This is a genomic window from Paracidovorax konjaci (genome assembly GCF_900112675.1).
Lineage (GTDB): Bacteria > Pseudomonadota > Gammaproteobacteria > Burkholderiales > Burkholderiaceae_C > Paracidovorax > Paracidovorax konjaci.
On the sequence record NZ_FOMQ01000006.1, the window covers coordinates 74,491 to 87,636 of the forward strand.

At 69.4% G+C, this 13,146-nt stretch carries 13 protein-coding genes; 5 read left to right on the forward strand and 8 right to left on the reverse strand.

The genetic code is table 11. The features are described from left to right. Positions 1-5 precede the first annotated feature (5 nt). The 5 genes from BM144_RS23115 (at position 6) to BM144_RS10730 (ending at position 5,807) form a co-directional block, all read left to right on the forward strand. The gene (locus BM144_RS23115; RefSeq protein ID WP_175525993.1) at positions 6-155 is read left to right on the forward strand and encodes a hypothetical protein; all 150 of its coding nucleotides are present in this window, start codon (positions 6-8) and stop codon (positions 153-155) included. Next, on the forward strand, positions 148-948 hold the full coding sequence (trpC, locus tag BM144_RS10715; protein WP_092952017.1) for an indole-3-glycerol phosphate synthase TrpC: 801 nt from the start codon (positions 148-150) through the stop codon (positions 946-948). The genes BM144_RS23115 and trpC overlap by 8 nt, the downstream gene beginning before the upstream one ends. A gap of 68 nt (positions 949-1,016) precedes the next feature. After that, the gene (locus tag BM144_RS10720; protein ID WP_092952019.1) at positions 1,017-1,745 is read left to right on the forward strand and encodes a uracil-DNA glycosylase; all 729 of its coding nucleotides are present in this window, start codon (positions 1,017-1,019) and stop codon (positions 1,743-1,745) included. A gap of 182 nt (positions 1,746-1,927) precedes the next feature. After that, on the forward strand, positions 1,928-4,099 hold the full coding sequence (locus BM144_RS10725; RefSeq protein ID WP_092952021.1) for a T3SS effector XopP-like protein: 2,172 nt from the start codon (positions 1,928-1,930) through the stop codon (positions 4,097-4,099). A 91-nt stretch (positions 4,100-4,190) separates the two neighbouring features. Further along, positions 4,191-5,807: a gamma-glutamyltransferase family protein gene (locus tag BM144_RS10730; protein ID WP_092952023.1), complete on the forward strand. Its 1,617-nt coding sequence runs from the start codon at positions 4,191-4,193 to the stop codon at positions 5,805-5,807. 73 nt (positions 5,808-5,880) lie between these two features. Here BM144_RS10730 and BM144_RS10735 read toward each other — a convergent pair whose 3' ends face one another. The 8 genes from BM144_RS10735 to BM144_RS10770 all read right to left on the reverse strand — a co-directional run bounded on the left by BM144_RS10735 (position 5,881) and on the right by BM144_RS10770 (position 13,044). After that, a complete protein-coding gene (locus BM144_RS10735) occupies positions 5,881-6,813 on the reverse strand; it encodes a DMT family transporter (RefSeq protein ID WP_092952025.1) in 933 nt (310 codons plus the stop codon). Between the two features lie 10 nt (positions 6,814-6,823). Then, positions 6,824-7,939, reverse strand: a complete 1,116-nt coding sequence (gene queA, locus BM144_RS10740; protein ID WP_092952027.1) for a tRNA preQ1(34) S-adenosylmethionine ribosyltransferase-isomerase QueA — start codon at positions 7,937-7,939, stop codon at positions 6,824-6,826. Between the two features lie 166 nt (positions 7,940-8,105). Beyond that, positions 8,106-8,429, reverse strand: coding sequence for a hypothetical protein (locus BM144_RS23120; RefSeq protein ID WP_175525994.1), 324 nt, complete (start codon positions 8,427-8,429; stop codon positions 8,106-8,108). A gap of 5 nt (positions 8,430-8,434) precedes the next feature. Further along, a complete protein-coding gene (locus BM144_RS10750) occupies positions 8,435-8,785 on the reverse strand; it encodes a hypothetical protein (RefSeq protein ID WP_092952031.1) in 351 nt (116 codons plus the stop codon). 11 nt (positions 8,786-8,796) lie between these two features. Continuing rightward, positions 8,797-9,693 (reverse strand): DUF6402 family protein, encoded by an 897-nt coding sequence (locus BM144_RS10755; RefSeq protein WP_092952033.1) that lies wholly within the window; start codon positions 9,691-9,693, stop codon positions 8,797-8,799. A 198-nt stretch (positions 9,694-9,891) separates the two neighbouring features. Next, a complete protein-coding gene (locus BM144_RS10760; protein ID WP_092952035.1) occupies positions 9,892-10,677 on the reverse strand; it encodes a fumarylacetoacetate hydrolase family protein in 786 nt (261 codons plus the stop codon). A 97-nt stretch (positions 10,678-10,774) separates the two neighbouring features. Further along, positions 10,775-11,761 carry an AraC family transcriptional regulator gene (locus BM144_RS10765; protein ID WP_245783626.1) on the reverse strand — a complete coding sequence of 329 codons (987 nt, stop codon included), beginning with the start codon at positions 11,759-11,761 and terminating at the stop codon, positions 10,775-10,777. Further along, the gene (locus BM144_RS10770) at positions 11,758-13,044 is read right to left on the reverse strand and encodes a cyclic di-GMP phosphodiesterase (protein WP_092952037.1); all 1,287 of its coding nucleotides are present in this window, start codon (positions 13,042-13,044) and stop codon (positions 11,758-11,760) included. The genes BM144_RS10765 and BM144_RS10770 overlap by 4 nt, the downstream gene beginning before the upstream one ends. Positions 13,045-13,146 lie beyond the last annotated feature (102 nt).

The window sequence follows — 13,146 nt, forward strand, 5'->3', positions numbered from 1 at the left end:
GCCGCATGTGGCGCGACAGCGGTACCTGGATCGCCCTGGGGGTGTCCCTGCTTTTCATCGCCGTGGGCATCGTGATGCACCGCGTCTTCCTCCGTATCCTGAAAACGGGCGCCCCCGAAGCGGGCGCCCCAGCGAAAGCCCCAGACCATGAGTGACATCCTGAACAAGATCGTGGCCGTCAAGCGCGAAGAGATCGCGGCGGCGCAGACGAAGATGCCGCTGGCCGCCATGCGCGCCGACGCCGAGAGCCGCGTGCTCACCCGCGACTTCGAGGGCGCGCTGCGCGCCAAGATCGCCCGCGGGCAGGCCGCCGTGATCGCCGAGGTCAAGAAGGCCAGCCCCAGCAAGGGAGTGCTGCGCGAGGACTTCGTGCCGGCCGACATCGCGCAGAGCTATGCCGACGGCGACGGCAAGACCAGCGCGGCCTGCCTCTCGGTGCTGACCGACCGGCAGTTCTTCCAGGGCCAGCCCGACTACCTCAAGCAGGCCCGCGCGAGCTGCCCGCTGCCGGTGCTGCGCAAGGACTTCATGGTCGATGCGTACCAGATCTACGAATCGCGGGCGATGGGCGCCGACGCCATCCTGCTGATCGCGGCCTGCCTCTCGGATGCCGAGATGGCCGACTTCGAGGCGATCGCGCGCGGGCTCGACATGGCCGTGCTGGTCGAGGTGCACGACGGTGCCGAGCTGGACCGGGCGCTGAAGCTCAAGACCCCGCTCATCGGCATCAACAACCGCAACCTGCGCACCTTCGAGGTGTCGCTGGAGACCACGCTCTCGCTGCGCGGCGCGGTGCCGTCCGACCGCCTGCTGGTGGCCGAATCGGGCATCCTCGCCCCCGAGGACGTGAAGACCCTGCGCGACGCCGACGTGCATGCCTTCCTGGTGGGCGAAGCCTTCATGCGCGCCAAGGACCCCGGCACGGCACTGGCCCGCCTGTTTGCCTGAGTCTGAATTTGCTATTGTTTTAATAGCATAAATCGTAATGAATACGGCGGCATGAGGCCCCTTTGACCATGAACCCTGCTGTGCAAGATCCCTCCGCCCCACCCACCCAGTTGCAGAGCGCCGATCCGGCCGACTGGCCCGTGGCGCCGGGCTGGCAGCCGCTGGTGGACGACTTCTTCGCCAGCGCGCGCGGCCAGGCGCTGTGCACCTTCCTGCGCCAGCGGCTGGAGGCGGGTGCGGTGGTCTTCCCGCCGCGGCCGCTGCGCGCGCTCGAACTCACGCCGCCCGAAGACGTGCGCGTGGTGATCCTCGGGCAGGACCCCTACCACGGGCGGGGCCAGGCCGAGGGCCTGGCGTTCTCGGTCGCGCCCGGCGTGGCCCTGCCGCCATCGCTGCGCAACATCTTCAAGGAACTGCAGCGCGACCTGGGTACCCCGTTTCCCGCCTGGCCCGATCCGGGCGGCAGTCTGGCCAAGTGGGCGAAGAACGGCGTGCTGCTGCTCAACACCTGCCTCACGGTGGAAGAGGCCCAGCCCGCGAGCCATGCGGGCAAGGGCTGGGAGCAGCTCACCGACGCGGTGATCCGCAAGGTGGGCGAGGGCGGCCGGCCCGCCGTCTTCATGCTCTGGGGCTCGCACGCCCAGTCCAAGCGCCCCCTCATCGATGCCGACAGGCATCTCGTGCTCACGGCCAACCACCCCTCGCCGCTGTCCGCGCTGCGCCCGCCCGTGCCCTTCATCGGCTGCGGCCACTTCGGCCGCGCGCGGGAGTTCCGCGAGCAGCAGGCAGCCAGGTAGCGGGCCGACGGGCGCGGCGCCAGCGCTGCCTGCTCCCGGGCCGCTGCTTCGCGCACCGGCGCATGGCTTCGCAGCGCGGCGGGGAGGCCGCCTGCGAGGGCGCAGGATGCAGTCCTGTCGGCGGATGGGCCGCGCAGGCCCGCGCGGTCCGCCACCGTGGATTCATCGTCAGGCGGCCCACCATGGAAACAGGCAATGTGAACCGGAGCCACCGCGCCCAGCGCGGCGGCTCCACCCCGCACGAAACCACCGGCACGGGCGGTCCAGGCCGGCGCGCCGGCACGTCGGCGTCCCAGGGCGGCGCCGCGGCGCATATCGCCCCGCGCGCGGCGGGGGCCGGACCGTCGGCCGGAACGGTCGCGCAGGGCCGGCAACCCAGGGCGTCCCTGCCCGCGCTGGCACGCACCTCGCCGCCGCGCATGAGCGATACGGCCGCGGGCACGGTGGCGGACAAGACCATGGAGTATTTCAAGCGGTTCGAGGCCTCACTGAAGAACCCGGCGATCCCCCCGGAAGACAACCTCCGCGCGCTGCCCATCGCGTTCGCCATGGCCCAGCGCGCGCTGGACGCCTTCCAGTACATGAACATCTTCCAGCTCAGGAGCGGAGTGGGTCAATTCAACCTCCGGTATCTGCTGAAGCAGCAGGCGGCGCTGGCCTGCGATCTGGCAGACGGCGCGATCTGCGCGCTGGATGAGAAAGACGCCGGCAGCGCGCTCATGTGGCGCATGCAGGCGGACCAGGAGATCGGGATGAACCTCATGCCGGAATTCGACCGGGAACTCGATGCGCACCTGGAAGGCCTGGACGGCACGCTGAAGACGCTCGAACCCTGGATGGCCGCCGCGGCGTCATCGATCAAGGCCCTGGGCGACATGCCGGACATCAAATCCGACCCGGCGATGATCTACTCCATCCAGAGTGCCGTGGTCGGCCTCACGGGAATGCGGTTGAAGCGCATCGAGAGGCATCTCGGCGGGATCGAGCTCTGCATCCAGCGGCTGGACATGGAATCCAGCCTGTCCGGCACGCCCGCCGGTGCCGCGCTGGCTGCGCTGAAAGCCCGCATCGCCGATCCCGTGGAACTCATGAGGGTCCTGGATCTGTTGATGGACGCCCGCGTGCCGGCGGCTCCGGAGAAGGTGGCCCAACTGCAGGGCCAACTGGACGCGTTGCTGGGTGCCGCGCGGGCGTTCGTCGAGGCGGCCGGCGCGCAGTTCCCCTCCGATGCCGATGGGCCGCCCGGCACGGCGGTGCGCGTGGCGCAGCACATCCTGCATTCCGTCGCGCGCGTCGCCGGTGAAATGGAGGACGCTCTGGGGGCCTACAAGCTGCCGCCGTCCGCGGTCCGGCATGTACAAGGGATGACGTACCTGGAGCAGGCCACCGAACTGCAGGACGCACCGCTCAACCCGGACGACAGCGCGGACCTGCCCGAGAAGGCCGAGCCCTCTCCCGAGGCGCGGGCCTCTGCGGCCCCCCCGCGGCAAAAGGCCAAGGCACAGGCCAGGTTGCGCAAGCCCAGGGCGCAGGAGGGTGGCAGCGGGTCTTCTTCCGCCGCCGCGCAGGCCCCCCAGAACGGCCCCCTGCTGCAACTGGCGCGCGAGCGCCTGGGCGGATTCAAGCGCCCGCCGGAAAAACCCCGCGTGGGCAGCCTGGATGACATGATCGCGATGGGCGCATCGCTGCACAAGAACACATCGGCCCTGGAGGCCTACCGCCACGAAGGCAGCGATCCGCTCGAAACGGGCAACCAGATGCGCCGGGCCCTCGACGGCTGGTTCGGCCGTACCGACCGCTGGGAGTCCCTCGGAGGGCAACTGCAGGCATCGCAGGAAGCGGAGGGCAAGGGGGCGGCCGGAGACCTCGTGCAGCGGTTCGAGAAAGAGCGGATCGCGCCGCTGCAGCAACTCCATGCGCAGATCGATGCCCTGGAACTGGACCGGGTCAAGACCTTTGCACATCCCCGGCTCAAGCATGTGGAATACCTGATGAAGGCCGATGCGCAGGGCCAGGCCATGAAGATCGGAGCGCCCAGGAAGCTGGCTTCGCAGGGCGACCCGGACGCGCACCGCGGCACCGTCTTCGAAGTGGAGCTGACCCCGGGCAAACTCTCGAGCGGCCGACCCGCGCCGCCGCTCTACGTGCACCTGCACACCAAGGAGCCGGTCACGGCCGAGGCCTGCCGCAGCATCGCATTCGACGACCTGGATGCCGTCCACGTGAAGAATGCGGACCAGCGCGGAAAGGGTCGCACCTGGGAAGCGCTCAACAATGCGCTGGACAGCGTGCACCGCGGCCCCCTCGACGCCGCGGCGCTGAAGTTGCTGCAGGAGCGCATGGGGCGCGGCTGACGCCTGCGGCCAGGGGGCGCCGCGCGGGCAGGCCTTCGGCGCCTGCAAGAATGCATGTCCCATCTTCACGCACCCCTGAAGGAGACACCGCATGACCGAGCCCCGCAACGCCCGCACCACCGACTGGACCCTGCCCTACGCTTCCTGCCGCAGCGCGGTCATGGGCCGCAACGTCGTGTCCACTTCGCAGCCGCTGGCGGCGCAGGCCGGGCTGCGGATGCTGCAGGCCGGCGGCAATGCGGTGGACGCCGCCATCGCCGCCGCGATGGTGCTCACCGTGGTCGAGCCCACGGGCTGCGGCATCGGCAGCGATGCCTTCGCCATCGTGTGGGACGGCAAGGAACTGCACGGCCTCAACGCCTCGGGCCGCGCGCCGGCCGCCTGGACGCCCGCGTATTTCGCCGAGCGCGGCGGCATCCCCGAAACGGGTTGGAACGCCGTCACCGTGCCCGGCGCCGTCTCGGGCTGGGTGGCGCTGTCGCGGCGCCTGGGGCGCCTGCCCTTCGCGCAACTGGCGCAGCCGGCGATCGACTGCGCGCGGCGGGGCTTTCCCGTCTCGCCCACCATCGCGCGGCAGTGGGCGCTGGGCACCGCCAAGCTGGGCAGCCAGCCGGGCTTCGCCGAGTGCTTCCTGCCCGGCGGCCGCGCGCCGCAGCCGGGCGAGATCTTCCGCAGCGAAGCCCATGCGCGCACGCTGGAGCGCATCGCCGCCACCGAGGGCGAGGCGTTCTACCGCGGCGAGCTGGCCGAGCAGATGGCCGCGCACGCCCGCGCGAACGGTGGCGCGATGACCGAGGAAGACCTCGCCGCGCACCAGGCCGACTGGGTGGGCACGGTGAGCCAGCGCTTCGGCGACACGGTGATCCACGAGATCCCGCCCAACGGCCAGGGCATCGCCGCGCTCATGGCGCTGGGCATGCTCGATGCGCACGGCATCGGCACGCAGCCGGTGGACCATGTGGACACCGTGCATGCCAGCCTCGAAGCCATGAAGCTCGCGCTGGCCGACCTCTACCGCCACAACGCCGATGCCGATGCCATGCGCGTGGCCCCGCGCGACCTGCTCGCCGGTGCCTACCTGCGGGAGCGGGCCGCGCTCATCGACCCGGCCCGCGCGGGCGATCCCGGCCACGGCACGCCGCGCCCGGGCGGCACCGTGTACCTCGCGGCCGCGGACGAGAGCGGGATGATGGTCTCGTTCATCCAGTCCAACTACATGGGCTTCGGCTCGGGCGTGGTGGTGCCGGGCACGGGCATCAGCCTGCAGAACCGCGGCCACTGCTTCACCGCCGAGGGCGGCCACGCCAACGAAGTGGGACCGCGCAAGCGCCCGTCGCACACCATCATCCCGGCCTTCGCGATGGATGCCGATGGCGCGCCGCGCATGGCCTTCGGCGTCATGGGCGGGCCGATGCAGTCGCAGGGCCACGTGCAGATGGCCCTGCGCGTGCTGCGCTACGGCCAGAACCCCCAGGCCGCCGCCGATGCGCCGCGCTGGCGCGTGACGGGTGGCCGCGGCGTGGCCGTGGAGCCCTCGTTCGACCCGGCCGTGGTGGAGGCGCTGCGCGCGCGCGGCCACCTCGTGGAGGTGGAGGCGGGCGACGGCGTGTTCGCGTTCGGCGGCGCCCAGCTCGTGCTGCGGCTGGACGGCGGCGGTTACGCCGCGGGATCCGACCCGCGCAAGGACGGGCAGGCGGTCGCCTACTGATTTGCTATTGAATCAATAGCAAACTATTCAATGGATACGGCGGTATGGAGGGTGAAACGCTTCAGCCTGTGGCTCAGCGCGCCTCGCGCACGGTGAGCCAGGCCCCCGCCACCCCGCTCGCGGCGATCGCCGCCATGCCGAGCATCGACACCCCGTCGGGCACATGGCCGTACACCCACCAGCCCGCGAGCATCGCGAAGGCGATCTGGCTGTAGAGGAACGGCGCGATGGTGGGCGGCGTGGCGCGCGCATAGGCGTTGAGCAGCATCAGGTGCCCGAGCGCGCTGGCCAGGCCCATCACGAACGTGCCCGCCCAGAGCCACGGATCGGGCACGGCGGCCCAGGCGAAGGGCACGGCCAGCGAGACCAGCGCGGTGGCCAGCCAGCCGGTGTAGAGCTGCGTGGTGGCGGGGCTCTCGCGACCGGCCATCGTGCTGCTGATGACCTGGTAGCCCGTGCCGCAGGCCAGCATCGCGAGCGGCAGCAGCAGCGCCCAGGTGAACACCGCGCCCCCCGGCCGGACGATGAGCACCGCCCCGGCCAAGCCCGCCGCCACCAGCACCCAGCGCGCGGGGCTCACGCGCTGGCGCAGCCAGAACGCGGCCACCAGCGTGACGCACAGCGGCGTGGTCGCGACGATGGCGGTGAACTCCGCGAGCGGCATGAAGCGCAGGCTCTGGTAGCCGAAGAAGCTCGTCGCCGCGAACAGCACCGCGCGCAGCGCCTGGAAGCGCGGCTGCGTGGTGCGCAGCGCACCGCGGCCCTCGCGGTGCAGCACATAGGCCGTGGTGAGCACGGCCTGGCACACATAGCGCAGCCACAGCGCCATGACGAGCGGCATGCCCGCCAGCGCCACGTGCTTGCTGGTGGCGTCCAGCACCGCGAAGCACGCGCAGGCCGCCACCGTGAGCGCGATGCCGCCCAGCGCCCGGCGCAGGTCGGTGCGGCCGTGCCCGGAAGCCGCACCAGCAGCGGCAGTGGCGGGGGCGTGCGCGGGCCGTGCCATCGCGCGGCCCCTAGCGGCGCGCCAGCAGCATCGCGTCGCCGTAGCTGAAGAACCGGTAGCGCTGCCCGATCGCATGGCGGTAGAGCGCCATCGCGTGTTCGTAGCCCGTGAAGGCGCTGATGAGCATCATCAGCGTGCTCTTGGGCAGGTGGAAATTGGTGACCAGCAGGTCCACCACCTGGAAGGCGAAGCCCGGCGTGATGAAGATGTCGGTATCGCCCGTGGCCTGCCCGCTGCGCGCCCAGGATTCGAGCGTGCGCACCGTGGTCGTGCCCACGGCGACCACGCGGCCGCCGCGCTGGCGGCAGCGCTCCAGCGCGGCCAGCGTGGCGAGCGGCACCTCGTACCACTCGCTGTGCATGCGGTGGTCGGCCAGGCTCTCGGTCTTCACGGGCTGGAAGGTGCCCGCGCCCACGTGCAGCGTGACGCTGGCGCGCTCCACACCGTGCGCCGCCAGCGCCGCCAGCACCGCATCGTCGAAATGCAGCGCCGCCGTGGGCGCGGCCACCGCGCCGGGCGCCCGCGCGAACACCGTCTGGTAGCGCTCGGCATCCTCGGCGGCATCGGGGTCGTCCGCGCCGTCCTGGTGGCGCTCGATGTAGGGAGGCAGCGGCATGTGTCCATGGCGCTCCATCAGCGCATGGGGACCGGCGCCATCGGGGCTGGAGAGCGCGAAGCGGAACAGCGGCCCGTTCTCATCGGGCCACCGGCCCAGCAGCGTGGCACCGAAACCGCCGCGCGCGGGGCCGCCGGCCATCTGCAGCGTGGCGCCCACGGCGGGCTTCTTGCTCACCTTCATGTGGGCCACGACCTCGTTGCCCGCGGCCTTGCCGTCGCCGTCCGCCACCAGCACCCGCTCGATCAGCAGCTCGACCTTGCCGCCGCTCTCCTTCTCGCCGAACACCCGCGCCTTGACCACGCGCGTGTCGTTGAACACCAGCAGGTCGCCCGGCTGCAGCAGACCGGGCAACTCGCGGAAGATGCGGTCCACGGGCGCACCGGCGCGGCCGTCGAGCAGGCGCGAGGCGCTGCGCTCGGGCGCGGGATGCTGTGCGATGAGATCGGGGGGCAGCGAGAAGTCGAAGTCGCTGAGGGTGAAAGTGCGGTGCGGCTGGCTGTCGGGCATGGAGGGGCTTGAGGGCCGGACGGGCCCGTTCCAAGAGAAAGGGGGGAAGGCCGGAGGCCGGAAGCGCGGGATTTTCCCATGGGTTCAACCTTCCGCCTTCAGCGTTCAGGCGGCGCACCGGGGTCAACGCACGGGCTGCCGCTCGGCGGCTTCCTCGGCCATGCCGTCAGAGCCGGCGGTCTTCGATGGCTTTTTCGCACTGCTGGGGATCGGTCATGGCGTACCGGATGCTGCGATACGTCCGGAAAGCCTGCTGCCGGGCGGCATCCAGCGAGTCGTAGGGCTCCCGGTCCAGGGCCCGTTGCGCAGGATTGCGGAACAACACCGTGAACGTGGGTTGCGCCTTGAGGACCGGCTCCCAGAAGGCCCCCACTTCATGGTCGCCAACATACCGATCGAAGCCGATCCAGAGCCAGCCGCAGAGCAGGAGCAGTCCAGGGAGGGCAACACCTCGTGAGCACGTGGAGATGTCTTTTTGGTGGCGACCCATTGCACTTAAGGATTGGGCTCAGGTGCGATGCCTTTGAATCGGGTGTTCGTGCCCACCGCTATTTCGTTGGATGCGTCGATGTACCAACGCACATCGCTTTCCTGCGCGAGGTCCATGATCCCGCTTTCATCCATTTTTTTCCGAGTGCTGGTTTTGGTGAGCCGAGCAAAACCCGGCAACTCGAGATCCGAATGGATGAACCTCTGGACAGGGGAGGCAACGTAGATGTCCACGCGATAAGAATGCCCTGGGCTGAACTCGCTGCGCAGGAGCTTCGGCGTGAGAAGAGGCCATGCCAACGCAAGTAGCGCTGCGATGAGAAAGAGGGCAAAAAGTAAACGTCTCTGCTGCTGCATGCACAAGCCCACTAGCTGATCTGGAATGCCAAAGGCTTGGGCAGGCGATGTCGATGGACATCCGAGACGAGCATGAAATCGCCGCCTGCTGCGTGCTTCTGGCGCCAGCGGTCGAAGTCGCTGTTTTGGACTCTGTACTTGAGAAGTGCGAGTTCTTTCTCAGTCAGGTCCGACTGGGTGTCTTCCACCTGAATCTGGCCACGCAACTGGGGCATGGTGTCAACTCCATTGAATCCCCAGAATCCGAGAAACTGCGAGATGAATGACCCGTTATCGTTGAATTCATAGCTGTCACGCAAGTAGAACCCCAGTTCGTCCACCGTGATGAAAGAGGTTCCGTCAGGACGATGTGTCACCACGCCTGACACGGCAACCTTCAATGACGCCCTGCCGATGGCGCCGTAGAAATCGTCCTTTGGATCGCTGATCCTGCCGACGCCGACGATGTTCGTCTGGCAGGTGTCGTCGAGTATTTTTGCAGGAAGGCCCAGGTCGCCGAATCTCCATGGCCTGCGGTGGCACATGGAAGCGGATCTTTTGACCTTGGCCCTGAGTTCATCGAGCCCGGCGGGCGTGGCCCATCCGTTCTGCAGGGCTGCCATCGAATGGCGCACCCTGGAGAATCCCAGTGCCCACCGCATTGTCACGATGCGTTCATCGATATGCGCGGGATGGAGTTGACTCAGCCGGTAGGGCGCCTGGCTGAATTTCATCGGCACAGGCATTCTGAAGAATGGACTGTTGAACCATCGGTCCATCAGTTGCGCGGCGACAGGCCAGCCAAGTCGGCTTCTCATGACTTTCGGGATGTCGCGCAACTGGGAAATTCCTCCACTTCCAGGTTTGGCGATCTTGTCCAGAAGTGCGTTGCGAAGTTGATCTTCCTCTACCTTGATGGTCCTTTTCATGTACCTGGGCTTACCGCGAAAGTCATCGAGGCCGGCAAGTCTAGAGGCGGCTTTTCCGCAGCCGCAGTGTCTTTTTTTCTTCGCTGCATGCGCTGCCTTTATCTCGCGGCGCGCCGGAAATGCCCACTTCGCAGCATCTGAGCCGGGGTACCGGCTCCGGGCCCGCTGCACATGCTGCGCAGTGGGCCTGCCTCGCACTCACACCACTTTCAGCGACAGGTCCGGCAGCCCGTCCACATGCGCCACCATCACATCCCCCTTCACGACGGCACCCACGTTCTCGGGCGTGCCGCTGTAGATCAGGTCGCCGGCCTTCAGCTCGAAGGCTTCGGAGAGCTTGGCGATCTGTTCGGCCACGCTCCAGATCATCTGGTCGAGGTCGGCCTTCTGCTTGACGGTGCCGTTCACCGACAGGGTGATGGCGCCGCGGGGGAAGTGGCCGGTCTGCGCGGCGCGGTGGATGGGGCCGATGGGCGCCGAGAGGTCGAAGCTCTTGCCGATCTCCCAGGGCTTCTTCTGGTCCTTCATGTCGCTCTGCAGGTCGCGGCGCGTCATGTCCAGACCCACGGCGTAGCCGAAGACGTGCTGCAGCGCCTGCGCCACCGGGATGTTGCGTCCGCCGCTGTGCAGGGCGGCGACCAGTTCCACCTCGTAGTGGTAGTTGCGCGTGAGGGCGGGGTAGGGGTGGTCCACGGTCTGCGCGGGCGGCACGAACTGGATGGCGTCGTTCGGCTTCTGGAAGAAGAACGGCGGCTCGCGCGTGGGGTCCGAGCCCATCTCGCGGGCGTGGGCGGCGTAGTTGCGGCCGATGCAGTAGATGCGGTGCACGGGGAAGACCTCGCCGCCGCCCGCGATCGGCACGGTGGGCACGGCGAGGGTGAAGGGCGAAGGCGCGGCGGGCGTGGCGGCGACGCTGGCGCAACCGGCGGCCAGGGCGCCGCCGAGGGTGGCGGTGGTGTTCATGAGGATGTCTCTGCGTTGCATGGAATGTCTCCTGTGCGGTGCGCCCGGGGCGCGGGCGGCCTCTGGCGGGCCGGTGCCAGCCACTTTAGGCGCCGCGGCGGCGGCGCATGCGGACGATTCAGCGCAAGACTTGGACGCGATCGCGCGGAGCGGCCGGCACGGCGTCCGGGCCCGCGCCGCCGGGGCCGCCCGGGCCCTGCAGTTCGCGCAGCCGCCCGGCGCGCCAGTCGCGCGGGCTCTGGCCGTGCCACTGGCGGAAGCGCCGCGCGAAGTAGGCCTCGTCGGCGAATCCGCAGCGCCGCGCGATCTCGCCGATGCGCTCGCCGGTGGCCAGCAGCAGTTCCTGCGCGAGGGCCAGGCGGCGCTCGGTGAGCAGTTCGGTGAAGGTGCGGCCGGTTTCCTTCTTGATGAGGTGGGCGAGGTAGTTGGGCGAGAGGCAGGCGGCCTCGGCCGCGCTCGCGAGCGTGGGCTCGCCCGCGAGTTCGTCCCGCAGGTAGCGCAGTACGCGGGCCAGGGCGGCGCGCCGGCTGCCGCGCTGGGCCTGGTGGGCGGCCAGGCCGCGCAACTCGCCTTCCCAGCGCTGGCAGGTGCGCGCGAGGATGTCGAGCAGGCCGCCGCGGATGCGGGCGAGCGAGGCCAGGCGCCGCGCGGTGTTCTCGTGCTGGAGCATGGCCAGCAGGCCCAGCACGGCCTGCCAGTCGTCGCCGTCGAAGGTGAAGTCGAGGTGCTCCTGGAACTGGAACGGCGCCAGCTCGGGCGCCAGCGCCAGGGGCACGTCTTCCAGGTCGAGCGGGTCCACCTGCAGGGCCGGCCACAGGAAGCGCTGGCTGAAGTTGACCACCAGCCACCGCGTGCCCGGCGGGTGCGGCACGAGGTGCATGCGGTGCGGCAGCACGAAGCTCAGCGTGCCCGGCACGAAGGGCCGCACCGTGCCGCCCACGTGGTGCTGCGTGGCGCCCGCGAGGTTGGCCTGGATCTGGAAATACTCATGCTTGTGCGGCTGCGTGAGCGGCGCGCGGCCGCTCTGGTCGCGGATGTCGAAGTCGAGGTGGCGGGAGCGCTCCACCATCGCGTAGGTGCGCACGGCCCCCGGCCCTCCGCTCATCGGCCGGCGCTTCCCGGCTTGGCCCACAGCTCGACGAGGTCGGGGAAGCGCCACTTGTCGGGGTCTTCGCGCGCGACGATCTTGTCGCCGCTGCCGGGCTGCGAGAGATCGATCACTTCGGGCGGGATGCGCAGGTCGGATCGGGTGGAGAAGAACACCTTCACGCGCGGCGAGACGAGCGAGGCCGACTGCTCCATCACGACGCCGATGCGCCCCGAGGCGAGCCGCACCAGCGAGCCCACGGGGTAGATGCCGATGCTCTTGACGAAGCCCTGGAAGAGCCGCGCGTCGAAATGCCCATGCGTCCATTCGGCCATGCGGCGCAGCGATTCGGCCGGATCCCAGCCGCGCTTGTAGGGCCGGTCGGAGGTGATGGCGTCGTACACGTCGCAGATGGCGGTCATGCGCGCGATGAGCCCGATGTCCTCGCCCGCGAGCTTGTGCGGGTAGCCCGTGCCGTCCATCTTCTCGTGGTGGTGCAGGCAGGCGTCGAGCACCTCGTCGTCCACGCCGCCGCAGGCCAGCAGCATGCGGTGGCCGTGCTCGGAATGGCTGCGGATCACGTCGAACTCGTCGTCGGTGAGCTTGCCGGGCTTGTTGAGCACCGACAGCGGGATGCGCGCCTTGCCGATGTCGTGCATCAGCCCGGCCATGCCGGCCACGCGCAGGCGATCGCCTTCGAGGCCGACCTGCCGGCCCAGCGCCACCATGAGCGCGCATACGGCCACCGAGTGCATGTAGGTGTAGTCGTCCGCGGTCTTGAGCCGCGCGAGGCTGATGAGGGCGGACGGGTTGCGCGTGACCGAATCGGAGATTTCCTCCACCAGGCTGCGCGCCTCGCTCGAATCGACGACCCGGCCCATGCGCGCCTCGGTGAACATCGAGGTCATCGTCTGGCGGGCATGGTTGGTGAGGGCGGCGGCATGCGCCAGTTCCTCGGCCATGCTGGTGGGGGCCGTGTTGCGCCGGGCGGGGGCCGCCGCGGGGGCGGGCGGGGCCGCGGCCACCTTGAGCGCGGGCATTTCCTGCAGGTTCTGGAAATCGGTTTCGCGGCGGGCCTCGGCCTGCTCGGGGGAGACGGTCTGCACGCCGGCGTCCACGTCGCGCCCCTTGGAGACGTCGATCCAGACCTCCTCGATGGCGGTGCCGTGGATGCGGGCCAGATCGGCGGGGTCCTGGAGCACGAAGCCGGTGCGCCAGAAGGGGTGGTCCATCCACGAGCCGCAGAACTGGTGCAGGTACATGCCCAGGCTGAGATGCTGGACGCTGATTCGCTTGAGCATGGAAAACTGAAGGCGTGTACGGGGAGGAACTGTCGGGCTTCGGGCATGTTAGCCTCTCGCGCCCCCCTGCGGAGCCAGACGGGACGCCGTTTCCATTTTTGC

What these genes read in the sequence shown, in the direction of transcription:
- BM144_RS10730 (WP_092952023.1), top strand. Translation starts at nt 4,191, where the DNA reads ATGACCGAGCCCCGCAACGCCCGCACCACCGACTGGACCCTGCCCTAC.
- queA (WP_092952027.1), bottom strand. Translation starts at nt 7,939, where the DNA reads ATGCCCGACAGCCAGCCGCACCGCACTTTCACCCTCAGCGACTTCGAC.
- BM144_RS10720 (WP_092952019.1), top strand. Translation starts at nt 1,017, where the DNA reads ATGAACCCTGCTGTGCAAGATCCCTCCGCCCCACCCACCCAGTTGCAG.
- BM144_RS23115 (WP_175525993.1), top strand. Translation starts at nt 6, where the DNA reads ATGTGGCGCGACAGCGGTACCTGGATCGCCCTGGGGGTGTCCCTGCTT.
- BM144_RS10765 (WP_245783626.1), bottom strand. Translation starts at nt 11,761, where the DNA reads ATGAGCGGAGGGCCGGGGGCCGTGCGCACCTACGCGATGGTGGAGCGC.
- BM144_RS10735 (WP_092952025.1), bottom strand. Translation starts at nt 6,813, where the DNA reads ATGGCACGGCCCGCGCACGCCCCCGCCACTGCCGCTGCTGGTGCGGCT.
- BM144_RS23120 (WP_175525994.1), bottom strand. Translation starts at nt 8,429, where the DNA reads ATGGGTCGCCACCAAAAAGACATCTCCACGTGCTCACGAGGTGTTGCC.
- BM144_RS10755 (WP_092952033.1), bottom strand. Translation starts at nt 9,693, where the DNA reads ATGAAAAGGACCATCAAGGTAGAGGAAGATCAACTTCGCAACGCACTT.
- BM144_RS10770 (WP_092952037.1), bottom strand. Translation starts at nt 13,044, where the DNA reads ATGCTCAAGCGAATCAGCGTCCAGCATCTCAGCCTGGGCATGTACCTG.
- BM144_RS10760 (WP_092952035.1), bottom strand. Translation starts at nt 10,677, where the DNA reads ATGCAACGCAGAGACATCCTCATGAACACCACCGCCACCCTCGGCGGC.
- BM144_RS10750 (WP_092952031.1), bottom strand. Translation starts at nt 8,785, where the DNA reads ATGCAGCAGCAGAGACGTTTACTTTTTGCCCTCTTTCTCATCGCAGCG.
- BM144_RS10725 (WP_092952021.1), top strand. Translation starts at nt 1,928, where the DNA reads ATGGAAACAGGCAATGTGAACCGGAGCCACCGCGCCCAGCGCGGCGGC.
- trpC (WP_092952017.1), top strand. Translation starts at nt 148, where the DNA reads ATGAGTGACATCCTGAACAAGATCGTGGCCGTCAAGCGCGAAGAGATC.